13 protein-coding genes are annotated in these 15,587 nt (G+C 66.7%); all 13 read right to left on the minus strand.

Going from position 1 to position 15,587, the window contains the following annotated elements:
• Positions 1–41 precede the first annotated feature (41 nt).
• A complete protein-coding gene (locus tag RM50_RS12395; protein ID WP_043453054.1) occupies positions 42–959 on the minus strand; it encodes a cell division protein FtsQ/DivIB in 918 nt (305 codons plus the stop codon).
• On the minus strand, positions 952–2,328 hold the full coding sequence (gene murC, locus RM50_RS12400) for a UDP-N-acetylmuramate--L-alanine ligase (RefSeq protein WP_043453057.1): 1,377 nt from the start codon (positions 2,326–2,328) through the stop codon (positions 952–954). The genes RM50_RS12395 and murC overlap by 8 nt, the downstream gene beginning before the upstream one ends.
• Positions 2,325–3,425 (minus strand): undecaprenyldiphospho-muramoylpentapeptide beta-N-acetylglucosaminyltransferase, encoded by a 1,101-nt coding sequence (gene murG / locus RM50_RS12405; protein WP_043453060.1) that lies wholly within the window; start codon positions 3,423–3,425, stop codon positions 2,325–2,327. The genes murC and murG overlap by 4 nt, the downstream gene beginning before the upstream one ends.
• 6 nt (positions 3,426–3,431) lie before the next feature.
• The gene (gene ftsW, locus RM50_RS12410) at positions 3,432–4,757 is read right to left on the minus strand and encodes a putative lipid II flippase FtsW (RefSeq protein ID WP_043453063.1); all 1,326 of its coding nucleotides are present in this window, start codon (positions 4,755–4,757) and stop codon (positions 3,432–3,434) included.
• A gap of 2 nt (positions 4,758–4,759) precedes the next feature.
• Positions 4,760–6,337, minus strand: coding sequence for a UDP-N-acetylmuramoyl-L-alanine--D-glutamate ligase (gene murD, locus RM50_RS12415; RefSeq protein WP_043453066.1), 1,578 nt, complete (start codon positions 6,335–6,337; stop codon positions 4,760–4,762).
• The gene (gene mraY, locus RM50_RS12420) at positions 6,319–7,428 is read right to left on the minus strand and encodes a phospho-N-acetylmuramoyl-pentapeptide-transferase (protein WP_043453069.1); all 1,110 of its coding nucleotides are present in this window, start codon (positions 7,426–7,428) and stop codon (positions 6,319–6,321) included. Before mraY ends, murD begins: the two co-directional genes overlap by 19 nt.
• Complete coding sequence (locus RM50_RS12425) at positions 7,425–8,888, minus strand: UDP-N-acetylmuramoyl-tripeptide--D-alanyl-D-alanine ligase (protein WP_043453072.1); 1,464 nt, start codon at positions 8,886–8,888, stop codon at positions 7,425–7,427. The genes mraY and RM50_RS12425 overlap by 4 nt, the downstream gene beginning before the upstream one ends.
• A 6-nt stretch (positions 8,889–8,894) precedes the next feature.
• A complete protein-coding gene (locus RM50_RS12430; RefSeq protein WP_043453073.1) occupies positions 8,895–10,526 on the minus strand; it encodes a UDP-N-acetylmuramoyl-L-alanyl-D-glutamate--2,6-diaminopimelate ligase in 1,632 nt (543 codons plus the stop codon).
• A 94-nt stretch (positions 10,527–10,620) separates the two neighbouring features.
• The gene (locus tag RM50_RS12435) at positions 10,621–12,426 is read right to left on the minus strand and encodes a peptidoglycan D,D-transpeptidase FtsI family protein (protein WP_043453075.1); all 1,806 of its coding nucleotides are present in this window, start codon (positions 12,424–12,426) and stop codon (positions 10,621–10,623) included.
• Positions 12,427–12,474: 48 nt separating this feature from the next.
• Positions 12,475–13,191, minus strand: coding sequence for a hypothetical protein (locus RM50_RS12440; RefSeq protein WP_043453077.1), 717 nt, complete (start codon positions 13,189–13,191; stop codon positions 12,475–12,477).
• Complete coding sequence (rsmH, locus tag RM50_RS12445) at positions 13,188–14,180, minus strand: 16S rRNA (cytosine(1402)-N(4))-methyltransferase RsmH (RefSeq protein WP_043453079.1); 993 nt, start codon at positions 14,178–14,180, stop codon at positions 13,188–13,190. The genes RM50_RS12440 and rsmH overlap by 4 nt, the downstream gene beginning before the upstream one ends.
• Positions 14,181–14,345: 165 nt before the next feature.
• Positions 14,346–14,774 (minus strand): division/cell wall cluster transcriptional repressor MraZ, encoded by a 429-nt coding sequence (gene mraZ, locus RM50_RS12450; RefSeq protein ID WP_018763545.1) that lies wholly within the window; start codon positions 14,772–14,774, stop codon positions 14,346–14,348.
• 348 nt (positions 14,775–15,122) lie between these two features.
• Positions 15,123–15,494: a DUF3040 domain-containing protein gene (locus RM50_RS12455; RefSeq protein ID WP_043453082.1), complete on the minus strand. Its 372-nt coding sequence runs from the start codon at positions 15,492–15,494 to the stop codon at positions 15,123–15,125.
• Positions 15,495–15,587 lie beyond the last annotated feature (93 nt).

Here is a 15,587-nt window from a genome sequence, read left to right on the forward strand (position 1 = left end):
ACCGGGTCCGCGTGTCGGATTAATACCGGGAAAGAAAGCGCTCAGCGCGTCACGGGGTGCCGGGGCACACTGACATCGTAGACCCTGACCGGGTTCTTGGGGTCCGCCGGAGCCTTCAGGAGCGCGGCCAGGACCTTGGCCTTGAGTTCCTTCTCCGAGGCGTTTCCCCACACGATGGTCTGGCCGTCCACCAGCTTCAGTTCTACGGCGTCAACGGACTGCGCGGAGGCGTTCGACAGCTTCGCCAGCACATCTGCCGGCAGGGCTCCCAGGACCGCCGCCGTGGCGCGGAACAGGTCCTGCCCGATCGCCCCGGCGCCGCCGTCAATGACCGGCAGCGCAGCGGACGCAGGGTCGTCGGTTGTTGCGAGCTGGACGCCGTCGACGTCCACCAGCTGGTACTGCTCCCCCTGCTTGACCAGGGCGACCGGCACCCGCTCGTGCACTGCCACGGCCAGGGTGGACGGCGGCCGGGCCTCAACGGAAACGGACTTGACCTGGACCAGGGACCCCAGGAGCGCGCTGACGTCCGCGTCGCTGATCTGGGGCAGCGGCCTGCCGCGCAGTGGTTCAAGCGCGGCCTGGACCTGGGCGGGCGTGATGATTTTGGTGCCCGTGACGGTGATGGTCTGCAGGGCAAGGACAGGCGAGTAGACCGCGGCCACCAGCAGCCCCGCCACCAGCGCGATGACGGCACCCAGTGCCAGCACGACCTGCTTGCGGCGCCGCCGCCCCCTGGGTTCGGGGAACGCCAGGACCGTTGCCCCGGAGGTTTCCCGCGGCTTCGCCGGCTTCGGCTCCGAAGGATCCGTCATGCTGCGGGATGCGGTGATCACATCGCCGTCGGAAGGGGCCGGGTTCCCGGCGCCCTTCCGGGGCTCGGCGCTGCTCCCGTTCCCGGCACCGGGCCGGCCGGACCGCTTGGGCGGAGCATAGGTGGGCCGGCGGGAGCTAGGCACGCAGCGCCTCCACGATCCTGGGGCCGAACGCTGTGACATCGCCGGCGCCCACGGTCAGGACCACGTCCCCGTCCGCTGCTGTTCCGGCAAGGGTATCGACGGCGTCGGCGGCGCTGACCAGCCGGCCGCCCTTGTCGAGGTGGTCGGCGATGAGCTGGCTGGTCACGCCGGGGATGGGGTCCTCCCGGGCGGGGTAGATGTCCAGGACCAGGGCGGTGTCTGCGAGGTTGAGGGCCTGGGCGAACTCGGCCGCGAATTCCCTGGTGCGGGAAAACAGGTGCGGCTGGAACAGCACGTGCACCTTGTGGCCGCCCGCCACGGAGCGGGCCGCGGTGAGGGCTGCACGGACCTCAGTGGGGTGGTGTGCATAGTCGTCAAAGACCCGCACGCCCCTGGCCGAGCCCTTCAGTTCGAACCGCCGTGAGGCGCCCGAGAAGTGGGCCAGCCCTGCCGCCGCGGCCTCCGGGGCAACGCCAAGTTCCAGCGCAACGGCGAAGGCCGCCGCGGCGTTGAGCGCGTTGTGCCTTCCGGGGACCTGGAGGGACAACCCGTACCCCACCCCCGCCGCCGACACGGCCACGTGGCCGGGGCCGCCGTCGTCAAGCCGGATGTCCGCACGCCCGTCCGTCCCGTACAGGACCACCCTGGTGTTCCCCCGCGCCCGGGTCCGTTCCGCCAGAGCCAGCGCCCCGGCGTCGTCCGCGCACGCCACCAGCAGCCCGTCGGCGGGCAGCAGCCCGGTGAAGCGGTCGAAGGACTCGTAGACGGCCTCGGCGGTGCCGTAGTAGTCCAGGTGGTCGGGCTCGACGTTGGTGACGACGGCGATGCGCGGCCGGTAGTTCAGGAACGAGCCGTCGGACTCGTCGGCCTCGGCGACGAAGATGCCCGACGTGCCATGGGCCGCGTTGACGCCAAGCGCCGGGATGTTGGCGCCGACGGCGAAGGACGGGTCCAGCCCGGCGGCCTTCAGCAGTACGGTGATCATCGACGTCGTGGTGGACTTGCCGTGCGTGCCGGCGACCGTCACGACGGTGTCCTCCCCCATGGTGGCCGCGAGGGCCTGGGACCTGTGCAGCACCGGAAGGCCTGCCTGCCGGGCGGCCGCCAGCTCCGGATTGTCCCCACGGATCGCCGACCCGGCCACCACGGTCTGCGCATCGTCGAGGTTCGCTGCAGCGTAGCCGACGGCGATGCGGGCACCGGCTGCGGCGAGGTCGGCCATGACGGGCAGGTCCTTGGCGTCCGATCCGCTCACGGGAACGCCGCGCGCCAGCATGATGCGGGCCACGGCGGACATGCCGACTCCTCCAATGCCGATGAAGTGCACCTTGCCAAGGGATTCGAGGCCGGGCGTGCTGTGGGGGCTCATGCAGATACCGCTTCCAGGACAAGACCAGCCATGCGCTGGTCGGCATTTCGGATGCCAAGCCGGTAGGACTTGGCTTCCATTTCGGCAAGCCGTGCTTTATCGGTGATCAGCGGAATCAGTTCACGGGCAATCCACTCCGGGGTGAAGTCCCTGTCCGCGACCAGCAGCGCGCCGCCTGCCGCCACCAGGCCGGCCGCGTTGAGCGCCTGCTCCCCGTTGCCGATGGGCAGCGGCACCAGGACTGCCGGGACGCCAACGGCGGCAACCTCGCTGACCGTGGCGGCGCCCGACCGGGCCAGCAAAAGGTCGGCCGCGGCGTAGGCACGTTCCATGCCGTCGATGTACTCAACCTGCCGGTAGCCCTTGGCTGCGAGCGGCTGGCCCGCCTGGTCCAGTACGGTCTTGCCGCGGCCGGTGATGTGGAGGGTCTGGATTCCGGCAGCAGAAAGTTGTTCGACGGCGGCGGCGATGGCGCGGTTGATGCTTTGCGCACCGGAGGACCCACCGGTGACGATCAGGGTGGGCTGCCTGGGATCCAGCCCCAGCGCCTCACGGGCGGCGGTACGGGCGGCTTTGCGGTCAAGGCCGGAAATTTCCTTGCGCATGGGCATGCCCACGTGGACCGCGTTGCGCAGCGGGGTACCCTCGAACGCCACGGCGACGCGGCCCTTCAGGAGCGCGCCTACCCGGTTGGCCAGGCCCGGACGGGCGTTGGCCTCATGGATCACGATAGGGGTACCGCGCTTCCGCGCCGCAAGGTACATGGGGGTGCAGACGTATCCGCCCACGCCCACCAGCACATCCGCCTGCGCCTGGTCCAGGATGGCCCCTGCCTGGCGGACGGCGCCGGCCAGCCGGGCCGGCAGGCGGAGCAGGTCCGCGGACGGCCGGCGCGGAAACGGAACCCGGTCGATGGTGGCCAGTTCCACCCCGGCAGCCGGGACCAGCCGGGTTTCCATTCCCGTGGGTGTCCCGACCGCCAGGATGGAGGCCCCGGGGGCTTCACTTCGGAGCGCAGCGGCGATGGCGAGCAGGGGGCTGATATGGCCCGCGGTGCCGCCGCCGGCGAGGACGATGGAAGGGTGGGTCGCAGTCATCTGGGGTTAGGCACGCTTTCTGGAATTCTTTGGTTTCTTCTTGTCCCGCCCTGTCCGGGCCGTGAACTTCAGCATCTTCTTGGGGCGCATTGCCGGTGCCATCTGTTCCCTGGCCAGTGAGAGGACCACACCCACGGCGCACAGCGACATCAGCAGGGCCGAACCGCCGTAGGAAATAAAGGGCAGCGGCACGCCGATAACGGGCATCAGGCCGGTGACGACCGACATGTTCACGGTGGCCTGGCCGAGCAGCCAGACCATGATGGTTCCGGCCAGGACCCGGTGGAACATATCCTCCTGGGCCACCACCACGCGGTAGATGGCTGCACCGAGGATAGCGAAAAGGATCAGGACGACGACGGTCCCCACCAGGCCGAGTTCCTCACCGATAATGGCGAAGATGAAGTCGTTGTGGGCTTCGGGGATCCAGCTGTACTTCTGCCGGCTTTGCCCCAGTCCCACGCCCAGCCAGCCGCCGGATGCCAGTCCGTACATACCGTTGGTGGCCTGGTAGTTGGCGTCGATGCCGTCGGCGCAGGACTGGCCGGTCCACCAGGACGTGATGCGGCACATGCGGTTGGAACTGGTGACGGCCATGACCGCGGTGCCGGCAGCGGCGATGATGCCGGCGATGCCGAAGAGATAGAGGGGAACCCCTGCGAAGAAGAGCGCAGCGGCCATGATCATCATGATGATCATGGCGGTGCCCAGGTCGTTGCCCACAAGGATCAGTACGATGACGACCGCCGCCACAGGCACGGCCGGGATGAGCACATGCTGCCATTGGCCGAGCAGTCGCCCTTTCCGGGCCAACACCGTCGCCAGCCACAGGGCAAGGGCCAGCTTGGCAGCCTCTGAGGGCTGGAACGTGATGCCGCCCAGGTCGATCCAGTTGCGGTTGCCGTTGACCTCGTCGCCCACAACCTGCACGAGCCCAAGGAGCAGGACCGCGATGCCGACGGCGGGCCACGCAAGCCGTTTGAGCCATACGACATTGATCCGTGACAGCACGAACATGGTGAAGATGCCGATTGCGGCGAAGACGCCCTGCTTCAGGGCATCGCCGTATGGGGATTTTCCGGCAGCGATTGATTCCACGCTGGAGGCGGAAAGGACCATCATGATGCCGATCGCCGTCAGGGCCAGCGTGGCGCCGAGGATGAGGTAGTACGTGGAGCCGTTCCGGGAGGTACCGGTGCCTTCCAGCGCCGACCAGAAACCGCGGTACGCGGACCGCAGCCTGGCTCCGGCCGTGGCGGGCCGCCGTGCTGCCGTGGCCGTGGAGCCGGGGCGCGGCTTGCCACCCTTGGCCCGGGTGGGCGTGCTGACCATTGTTACTCCTCGCCGGTCTGGGCCTGCCCTTCCACCAGCTCGCGGACAGCGTCGATGAAAGCACCACCACGGTGAGCGTAGGAAGAGAACTGATCCATGGAAGCAGCTGCCGGAGCCATCAGCACGGTATCGCCGGATTCGGCGAGCCGTGCTGCTGACGCCACCGCCCAGGACATCACCTGTTCTCCATGGCCGGGTGAACCGGCCGGGATGCCATCGGCCGCCGGAGCAGTCTGCATTCCTTCAGTGTCACCCGCTCCCGGTTCGATCACCGGGACATCGGGCGCGTGTCGCCGGAGGGCTTCCCGGAGCGGCGAGGTGTCGGTTCCGATCAGTACCACCGCTTTGAGGCGGGCTGCATGGTCCCTGACGAGGTCGTCATAGCTCACGCCCTTGGACAGGCCGCCGGCGATCCAGACCACATTGCTGAAGGCCGAAAGCGAGGCCGCCGCTGCGTGCGGGTTGGTGGCTTTGGAGTCGTTGACCCACAGCACGCCGTTCATCCGGGCCACAGGCTGGATGCGGTGGTCGCCCGGCACGTAGTCGAGGATGCCCTGGCGTACGGCCTTGGCATCGACGCCGTAGGCCCGTACCAGTCCAGCCGCCGCCAGGGCGTTGGCCACCATGTGCCGCGGGGCAAGCGGCCCAAGATCGGCCATGGAGGCCAACTCTGCAGCGCTGTTGCGGCGTTCCTCGATGAAGGCCCGGTCCACCAGCAGCCCCTCCACCACACCGAGCATGCTGACGGCCGGTGTAACCGTGGTGAATCCTACGGCGCGGCAGCCCTCCACCACGTCGGCGTTCTCCACCATGCGCTCGGTTTCCACTTGCTCGGCGTTGTAGATGCAGGCCTTCTGCGTCCGCTCGTAGACCTTGGCCTTGTCCGCCAGGTAGGAATCGTAGGAGCCGTGCCAGTCCACGTGGTCTTCGGCCACGTTGAGGCAGACGCTCGCCACCGGCGAGACGGATTCCGCCCAGTGCAGCTGGAAGCTGGACAGCTCCACCGCGAAGACGTCATAGTCCACCGGGTCGCGGAGGGCATCAAGGATCGGGGTCCCTACGTTGCCGACGGCGATCGCCTTAAGTCCGGCGGCCCGCAGCATCGATTCGGTGAGACCCACGGTGGTGGTCTTGCCGTTGGTGCCGGTGATGGCGAGCCAGTCCGCGGTCTTCCGGCCTTCGCGGATGCGGACGCGCCAGGCGAGCTCGACGTCGCCCCACACGGGGATGTGCGCCCGTGCGGCAGCGGCCAGCAGTGCCTGGTCGGGACGCCAGCCGGGCGAAGTGACGATCAGTTCCGGGAGCCCGCCGTCGATGCGCGGGATGTGGGTGACGGCGTCGGGGCCCAGCAGCACGTCCGCGGCGCCGACGATTTTGAGGGTGTCTGCGTGGGCGCGGGCGGTGTCGCTGGTGGCGGCATCCACCACCACCACGCGTGCGCCCAGTTCGATCAGCGTGTCGGCGGCCGCGAAGCCGGAGACACCGATGCCGGTAACCACGACGCGCAGGCCGGTCCAGTCGGAGTCCCACGAAACGAGGTTTGCCAGTCGGGGGGAAACGGTCACAGCAGTACAACCCATTCTGCGTAGAAGATGCCCAGGCCCACGGCGACGAAGAGTCCGCCCAGGATCCAGAACCTAACCACCACGGTGACTTCGGCCCACCCCTTCAATTCGAAGTGGTGCTGCAGCGGCGCCATCTTGAAGACGCGCTTTCCACCCGTGGCCTTGAAGTAGCCCACCTGGATGATGACGGACAGGGTGATCAGCACGAAAAGGCCGCCCACGATGCCCAGGAGGAGCTCGGTCCGGGACAGAATGGCGAACCCGGCCACGGCACCGCCGATGGCCAGCGAGCCGGTGTCGCCCATGAAGATCTTTGCCGGGGAGGTGTTCCACCAGAGGAAACCGACCAGCGCGGCGCTCAGGATCGCGGCAAGCAGTGCCAGGTCCAGGGGGTCCCGGACGGAGTAGCAGCCGCTGCCGGCTTCCCGGGGTGAGCCACAGGCCTGGTTGCTCTGCCATATGCCCATGAGGGTATATGCACCGAAAACCATGATGGAGGCTCCCGCTGCCAGGCCGTCAAGGCCGTCGGTGAGGTTCACCCCGTTGGTGGCTGCGGTGACGATCAGGTTCGACCAGATGACGAAAAGGATGGCGCCCAGCACGGTGCCGCCGAAGGCCAGGTCAAGCCAGGGCAGGTCGCGGACGAGGGAGATTTTGGTCGATGCAGGAGTCAGTCCGGCGTCGTTGGGGAAGTTCAGCGCCAGGATGGCAAAGACGATCCCCACGGCTGCCTGGAGGATCAGCTTGGCCTTGGCATTGAGCCCCAGGCTGCGCTGGCGGGAGATTTTGATGAAGTCGTCCAGGAATCCGACCAGGCCCATGCCCACCATGAGGAACAGCAGGATAAGGGCTGAGGCAGAAGGGCCGGGCGAATCGGGGTTCATCATCAGCATGATGAGGTGGGTAAGCCCGTAGCTGAGCAGTACGGCGGCCACCACCACGGTCCCGCCCATGGTGGGTGTTCCGCGCTTGGTGTGGTGCGACGTGGGGCCGTCATCACGGATGAACTGGCCGTAGCCCCGGTGGACAAGGAGCCGGATGAACAACGGCGTACCCACAAGGGCGCACAGCAGGGCAAGGCCTGCGCCGATCAATAGAGCAATCACGGCAGAGTGCTCCTTTCGCCGGCGGGGGTGGGGGTTGGGGGTAATGCTATCCGATCGCCCAAATGGCGAAGTCCAACGCTGTTGGAGGACTTGAACAGCACCAGGTCGCCCGGCTGCAGTTCCACGTCGAGGATTTGGAAGGCCTCATCCACCGTCTCGGCGAAGATGCATTCGTCGCCCCAGGATCCCTCCTGCACGGCGGAGACGTAGAGGGCCCGTGCTTCCCGGCCCACCACCAGAAGGCGGGAGATGTTGAGGCGGACCACCTGGGTGCCGACTGCGGTGTGCTCGCGGATGGAATCCTCACCGAGTTCCAGCATGGCGCCCAAAACGGCCCAGGTGCGGCGGCCGCGGCCAAGATCGGCAAGGGTGCGCAGCGCGGCACGCATGGATTCCGGATTCGCATTGTAGGCGTCATTGATCACGGTGACGCCGTCCGGCCGTTCGGTCCGTTCCATGCGCCAGCGGCTCGCGGCAGCCTGGTTGCTCAATGAATCAGCGATCTGGTCCCCCGGGACTCCTGCCGCCCATGCCGCTGCGGCTGCTGCCAGCAGGTTGCCGGTGTGGTGGGCTCCAATGAGCCGGCTGGCCACGTGGCGTGGCGCGGCGCCGTCCGGCAGTTGGAGATCGAACTCGGGGCTGCCTTCGGCGTTGGTGTCCGCCTTCAGTGCCTGCACCTGCGCGTCCTGGCGCCCCTCTGCGGAGAAACCAAGGACGGCAGCCTGCGTGCGGCTGCGCATGGCGGCGACGCGTTCGTCGTCGAGATTGATGATGGCGGTGCCGGCGGCGGACAGCCCTTCGACCATCTCGCCCTTCGCCAGCGCGATGTTCTCCACTCCCCCAAATTCGCCGGCGTGGGCGGTCCCCACTGCCAGGACGACGCCGATGTCCGGCTTGACCATGTCGGACAGGTACCGGATGTGGCCGATTCCGGTGGCGCCCATTTCGATGACGAGGTAACGGGTGTCGGTGCCGGCGCGGAACACGGTCAGCGGAACACCCACCTCCCCGTTGTAAGAGCCTCGCGGTGCCACGGTGTTGCCCTGGGTGGCCAGGATTCCGGCCAGCAGGTCCTTGGTGGTGGTTTTGCCGGCCGAACCGGTAATGCCCACAACGGTGAGCTTGTCTCCAGCGTCGGCGCGGGCGGCACGGATGCGCCGGACGGCCTCGGCCGCGAGTGCACCCATCGCCAGGACGGCGTCATTGACCACGACTGACGGGTAAGAGGCGCCGTCAGGGGCGGCGACCGGGTGCTCCACGAGCGCCAGGACCGCACCGGAGGCAAAGGCTGCGCCGATGAAGTCATGGCCGTCGGCGTGCTCGCCCGGCTTTGCGACGTAGAGCGAGCCCGGGGTGGCTTCGCGTGAATCCGTCACCACCGAGAGCGGCGTAATTCCGGGATCGGCGTCCAGGCGCCCGCTGGTGATTTCGGCGATTTCCGCCGCAGTAAATGCAATCATCTCGGTCTAGGACTCTATCCGGTCGTCGTGGAGAACGTTGAATCCCCTGGCTGTCAAGGCGGTGCGCAGCTCCACCCTGTCGTCCAGGGCAAGGTTGACCCCTTTGACTTCCTGCCAGACCTCGTGGCCGCGGCCCGCCACCAGGATCGTGTCCTCCGGGCGTGCCAGGGCTACGGCGTGCCGGATGGCTTCGTCCCGCGGGAAGACTTCCAGCAGACCGGCACCCAGGGACTCCTTGTCGATGGCTTCCCGCGCCCCGGCCAGCACGTCTGCCCGGATGGCCGCCGCATCCTCGTCGTGCGGATCGTCATCGGTGATGATCACGGTGTCCGCGAGCCTCGCGGCGATGGCGCCCATGGCCGGCCGTTTGCCCTGGTCCCGTTGGCCGGTGGCTCCGAACACGACGATCAGCCGCGAGCCCGGTTCCGGCGACCGTACGGCTTCCAGCGCGCGGGCCAGGGCGTCGGTGTTGTGGGCGAAGTCGACAACGGCAGCGGGTTTCTCCGCGACGAGCTGCATCCGTCCCGGTACGGCGACGGTGAATGGGTCGGCGGTGTCCAGGGCTGCCTGCAGTTCTGCCGGGTCCACGCCGGAGGCGAGCACCATGAGCGCTGCCAGGGCTGCGTTGGCCACGTTGAAGCTTCCGGGCAGCCCGGTGTGGATGTCCAGGGTGATCCCGCCTGGCCCGGTGAGGGTGAAGTCCGTGCCCAGCCCGCGGGGCGAAGACCGGGTCACTGCCCAATCCGCAGGGGCCCGGCCACTGGTGCTGAGCGTGGTGAGGGGCACCTGGCTGGTGCCGGCCAGGCGCTGGCCCCACTCGTCGTCGACCGTCACCACTGCACAGCGGGCCCGCTCCGGCGTGAAGAGCTGTGCCTTCGTGGCGAAGTACCCGTCCATGGTGTGGTGCAGGTCCAAGTGGTCCTGGGTGAGGTTGGTGAACCCCGCGACGTCGAAGACCAGACCGTCCACCCGCTGGTATGAGATGGCGTGTGAGGACACTTCCATGGCTGCCGCATCCAGTCCCCGCTCATGCATGAGGGCCAGAAGCCCGTGCACCTCGGGCGATTCGGGGGTGGTGAGAAGGCTGGGGATCGGCTCCCCGCCGGCGAGGATCTCGATGGTGCCGATCAACCCGGTCTTCCGGCCCAATGCGCGCAGCAGCGAGGTAATGAAGTACGTCGTGGTGGTCTTCCCGTTGGTTCCCGTAACGCCGAAGAGCTGCAGCGGGGTGCCGCCGGCGGACTGGCTCCGGTAGATCATCGCGGCCAGCGGCCCCACGCCGTTGCGGGGCTTGTCCACGACAAGGACGGGCACGGGGGTGTCCGCGGACAGGGCAAGAAGGCGCGCACCGGCGTCGTCGGTGAGGACGGCAACCGCCCCGGAACCGACGGCGTCGGTGACGAAGTCGGCTCCGTGCCGCACCGCTCCGGGCAGGGCGACGTACAGGTCGCCGGGTTCGACGGTGCGGGAGTTGATTGAGATGCCGGTGATCTCCACGTCGGCGGCAGGAGCAGGCACGGCAACGCCAAGGGCCTGCCCGACGGCGGCCAGCGGGACCGCTGCCACGGCTGAGGGCCGGAAGCGGGCTGGGTTTTCGTCCCGGGCCGTGTCGCTGCCGGGCGTGCTGAACTCTGACAAGGGGATCTCCGATGGTGCTAGTGCGTGCCCGGCATGGTTCGCGCCGGGCACTGTGATGCGCTGGATGCTGCTGGTACTCGCGGCGGCGCAGCGGCTACTTGGCGTACTGCGGCATTCGGGCCGGCTCGCCGGTTGACGGCTGGACGTTGTAGGTCCGAAGCGTCTGGCTCATGACGGACCGGAACACCGGACCGTTGGTGATGCCGTAGATGCTGCCCTTGGGCCGCTGAAGCACCACCTCAACAATAAACCGCGGATCATCCATCGGCGCCATTCCAACGATGGAGGCCGTGTAGCCGCAGTAGCCGCTCTTGCCGTCGTCGCATGGTGACTCGGATGTTCCCGTCTTGGCCCCCACCCGGTAGCCATCGATGCCCGCGTCCTTGATTTCACCCTCAGTCACGGCGCTCTCCAGGATGTCCTGGACCTGCTGGGCGGTGTTCCCGGAGACAACCTGCCGTGAGGGCTGGGCCGGGACCTTCTCCTCTGTGCCGTCCGGTGAGATGTACGAATCGATGAGCCTTGGCTGCAGCATGACGCCGTTGTTGGCAATGCTCTGGTACGCCCGCACCGTCTGGAGCGTGGACTGGGAAACGCCCTGCCCGAACAGGACGGTGTATTGCTGGCGTCCGTCCCACTGGTCCGGCGGGGTGAGGATGCCGGATGCGGTTGCCGGAAGCCCGATGTCGGGCGCCTCGCCGATGCCGAACTTCTTCAACCAGTCGTAGCGCTGTTCCTTGCTGAGCCGCTGGCCGGCCATGACCGTTCCCGTGTTCATGGAATAGCCGATGATTCCGGCCAGTGTCCGTTCCTCGGTTCCGTGGGTGAAGGCGTCGCTGAATGTCTGCCCATCCACGGTGTACGTGGGTGGAATCGTGAAGTGGTCCAGGGGGCTGGCGAGCCCTTCGTCGATAACGGCGGCAGCGGTCATCATTTTTTCCACCGAACCCGGCTCGTAGGCGGCGGTCACCGAGCGCACGCCGCGGTCCTTGGCGGCCACCAGCCCTGGATTGTTCGGGTCCGGGGCGTTGGTGTCCGCCAGCGCGAGCAGGTTCCCGGTCTTGGCGTCCATCACGATGATGACGCCCCATTCGGCGCTGAGCTTGTCCGCCTGGCTTTGGATGGCCTGCTGCGCAAAGTACTGCAGGTCCGAGTTCAGCGTGAGTTTGACGTTCTTGCCGTTTTGCGGCGGCGTCAGCTCGTCAAGGCCAACGGGAATGCGGAGTCCGTCGGCGCCGATTTCGAACAGGCGCTTGCCGTCCTTGCCCTTGAGCTGGTCATCCTGGGTCTGCTCGATGCCGGCTTGCCCCGTCGTGCCGTCCTGGAGGAACCCCACCACGCCCCCGGCCACGGCGCCGTTCGGGTAGACGCGCTTGCTGACACCCTCCGCAACAATGCCAGGCACCTGCAGCTTGGAAATGCGGTCCTCCACATCGGGCTTCACTTCCTTGGCCACAATGTAGTACGGCTTCTCACCCGTAACGGCGTCCCGTACGGCGTTGGTGTCCATGCCAAGCGCCGAAGCGAGCTCCGAGATGGCCTGGTCGCGGCTGACGTCCACCAGCTTGTCGTGGCCATCGGCCTGGGGCTCCAGCCGTTTGTAGGAGTCCGTCTTCGTGTTAACGCGCTGGTCAACCACGATGTTGTAGCGGATGACACTGTTGGCCAGCACGGTGCCGCGCGAGTCCAGGATGCTGCCCCGCTCAGCGGGAAGGATCGCCGACGTCATCCGGCTGTTCAAAGCCGCTTCAGCCATCCCTCCGACGTCCAGCCCCTGGACCAGGAAGAGCTTCCCGCCCACCACCAGCAGGAGCGTGAGCATGATGCCCAGCCCCAAACGCAAGCGCTTCGTGGCGTTGGGTGCCTTGCTTTTTCCTGCCTTGCCGGTCGTCTCCGCCACCGTGATATTCCTTGCTGCTCGACGCTGCTGCCTGTCCTGCCTGACGGCCTACTGTCCGGGGACCTTCTGCTGCGGTGCCGGAATGGATCCGCCGTGAAGTTCGGGCGCCGGTGCGGCTGCGGCCGCGGCAGCCGCCTTGTCGGCGGCAGCCTTCGCTGCGTCGTTGGCCGCTTTGGCGGAGGCGGCGTCTGCCGCCGCCTTGCCGGCGTCGCCAGCCGTGGCCGACCTGTCCGCGGCCGTGGCCGACTTGTCCGCACCCGCATCCTTGGCCGCCGGCGGCACAATAAGCTGTCCGGCCACGGCGGGTGAAGGGATCACGGCTCCCGTCGAGGCCCCCTTGACGGCAGGGGTGGCCTTTCCGGTGACCGAAAGCGTAGAGAGGTCGATCTGGCCCTTGACGGTGGAGGCCACCATTCCCAGCTCCGTGGCCTTGGCCGCCAGGTTCTGCGGAGCCTCGAAGTTCTGCACCTGCTGGGTGAGGTCCTGGTTCGCCTTGGTCAGGGAACTCTGCTTGGCACGCAGTTCCACTAACTGGTATTGCGCTGTGGATACGGAGATATTCAGCACCAGGACAGCGATCAGCGCCACGGCGAGCATGGCGAAGCACAGCACCACGAAGGGTGCACGGCGCTTGCGCGGCGCAGTGCGGACCACGGAGAGCGGTGTACGTTCCTTCCGTCCCCCACCGGGCTCGCCTGCAGGCCTGCTGTCGGCCGCCGAACTGCCGGGCACGACGGGAAAGTTCTTGACGGCGGCGGTGCTCATGCAGCTCTCCTGGCTCTGATTCGTTCTGCCGCGCGGAGCCTGGCGGAGGCAGCGCGGGGATTTTCGGCGATTTCGGCGGCGGTTGGCACCTCGGTGCCTTTGGTCAGGGTCTTGAGTTCAGGCTTATGTTCTTCCAGCTCAACCGGGAAGCCGAGCGGAGCGGAAGACCTGGAGCGCGCCTGGAAGACGCTTTTGACGATCTTGTCTTCCAGGGAGTGGTAGGACATGACGACGATGCGCCCGCCGAGGGCCAGGGAGTCCACGGCCGCTGGAACGGCGCGCTCCAGGACGTCGAGTTCTTCGTTGACTTCGATCCTCAGTGCCTGGAAGGTCCGCTTGGCGGGATGGCCGCCGGACTTGGCAGCGGAGGCAGGGACCACGGAACGGATCTGCTCCACCAGTTCGCCAGTCGTGGTGAACTTTTTGACAGCACGTGCTGCGACGATTCGGTTCGCGATGCGCCCCGCGAACTTTTCCTCGCCCCATTTGCGGATGATCCGGACCAGGTCCTCTTCGCTGTAGGTGTTAACAACATCTGCGGCAGTCTGTCCGCGGCTCGTGTCCATCCGCATATCGAGGGGTGCGTCGAAAGAATAGGCAAAACCGCGCCCACGTTCGTCCAGCTGGAGGGAAGAAACGCCGAGGTCCATCAGGATCCCGTGCACTTCGTTAACGCCGAGATCTGCCAGGACGTCCGCGATTTCGTCGTAGACGGCATGCACCAGGTCAGTGCGGGCAGCAAAGGGGGACAGCCGCTCGCCGGCGAGGGCCAGCGCTTCCTCGTCACGGTCGATGCCGATGAGGTGCAGGTCGGGAAACCGCTGCAGCATTGCCTCGGAGTGGCCGCCCATGCCCAGCGTGGTGTCCACTGCCACGGGGGTTTCGCCGCGGAGCCTCGCGGCTTCAAATCCAGGGGCCAACAAATTGATGCACCGGTCGCGAAGGACCGGCACATGGCGTTCGGACGTGGGTTTGGGCTGGTCGGTCATGCCTGTCCTTTCCCGCCGTCGTTGTCACCTGCTGTTTCCGGGACCAGATCCCCATCCGCGCCTACCGTTCCGCCCGCCTGGCTCCGGGGAAGGTGAGCCAGGTTGGCAGCCGGTGGGCCGGCTGGAGATCTCATCCAGGAAACCCTGCTGCCCCGCTCCTGGAATTCAGAGAATTCCCGGAATGGGATCGTCAGTTTCGGAAAAGGCTGTTTCCTTCTCCGCTAGGTATTCATTCCAAGCCTGGGCGTCCCAGATCTCGGCGCGGGTACCGGCGCCGATAACGGCAAGTTCCCTTCCGAGTCCTGCGTACTCCCGGAGCGCCGGTGGAATGGTCACGCGCCCCTGCTTGTCAGGTACCTCGTCCGAGGCTCCAGAGAGAAATACGCGGATATAGTCACGCGCCTGCTTGGAGGAGATTGGTGCCTCCCGCATCTGCTCGTGGACCCGTGCAAATTCCTTCTCGCTGAAGACGTAGATGCAACGTTCCTGGCCCCTTGTGAGCACCAGACCGCTGGCAAGCTCCTCCCGGAACTTAGCGGGGAGAATGATCCGTCCCTTTTCATCCAGACGTGGCGAGTGAGTGCCCAGAAACACTGGCCCACCGCCTGTCCGCCGTCAGGAACTGCACATCCCCTATGTTGCAACCACCCTCTTATGTCCTCCACATTACTCCACTTTCCACCACAGTCAACGCAAAACCGCCCTGTGGGCAGGGTTGTTGTGGGAAAACTTCCGTGAAATGGCGCCCTTTTGCGGCCGTGGTGGGAAGTGGAGGACTTTTCGCCTGCGCAGCCCCTATCGGCCCTGGCGGCAGCCGAAAGAATTGGCAGGCGCGCCGACGGAGGCCCTTAAACGCGAAAAGACCCGCCGAAGCGGGTCTTTTCGTCGCGTCCCCTGTCCACGGGGAGTGGAGTGGAGGAGGCAGGTGCGAACGGGAAGTGGCTAGGGCTCGCCTCTGCGGCGTTCGTCCCAGCGCTCTTCGAGGCTGCTCATGAACGAACTGCGCGGCTTACCCGGTTTTCCGCCGGCCGCCTTGACTCCTGTCTTTCCGCGGGAACTTCGCATGGTGGCGAAGTACACTCCGCCGCCCATCACCACGAAGCCCAACACGCCAACAAAGATGTTTTGGAGGGTGACCCCGACCAGCAGCAGGAAGACGCCGGCGAGTGCACACAGGACCCCAATAACCACATGCCTTGTGGACCATGAACGACCGGGGTCCGAACCCATTGAGTTCGCGAACTTCGGGTCGTCCTCGTGAAGCTGCTTTTCAAGCTGCTCAAGCAACTTCTGTTCGTGCTCCGACAGCGGCATCACGACCTCCTTTTGTAGGCCAACGTCCGGGCTGATCCCAGCCACTACTACTGCTCCGTAAAACGCCTGCTGTTGCTGGAAAGTTCCCGCTCC

Origin of the sequence: Pseudarthrobacter phenanthrenivorans, assembly GCF_000813845.1 — a bacterium.
Lineage (GTDB): Bacteria > Actinomycetota > Actinomycetes > Actinomycetales > Micrococcaceae > Arthrobacter > Arthrobacter phenanthrenivorans_B.

Bases quoted from the DNA above. Each gene is read 5' to 3' on its own strand.
- murC (WP_043453057.1), bottom strand. From the start codon at position 2,328: ATGAGCCCCCACAGCACGCCCGGCCTCGAATCCCTTGGCAAGGTGCAC.
- murG (WP_043453060.1), bottom strand. From the start codon at position 3,425: ATGACTGCGACCCACCCTTCCATCGTCCTCGCCGGCGGCGGCACCGCG.
- ftsW (WP_043453063.1), bottom strand. From the start codon at position 4,757: ATGGTCAGCACGCCCACCCGGGCCAAGGGTGGCAAGCCGCGCCCCGGC.
- murD (WP_043453066.1), bottom strand. From the start codon at position 6,337: ATGGGTTGTACTGCTGTGACCGTTTCCCCCCGACTGGCAAACCTCGTT.
- RM50_RS12425 (WP_043453072.1), bottom strand. From the start codon at position 8,888: ATGATTGCATTTACTGCGGCGGAAATCGCCGAAATCACCAGCGGGCGC.
- RM50_RS12440 (WP_043453077.1), bottom strand. From the start codon at position 13,191: ATGAGCACCGCCGCCGTCAAGAACTTTCCCGTCGTGCCCGGCAGTTCG.
- rsmH (WP_043453079.1), bottom strand. From the start codon at position 14,180: ATGACCGACCAGCCCAAACCCACGTCCGAACGCCATGTGCCGGTCCTT.
- RM50_RS12455 (WP_043453082.1), bottom strand. From the start codon at position 15,494: ATGCCGCTGTCGGAGCACGAACAGAAGTTGCTTGAGCAGCTTGAAAAG.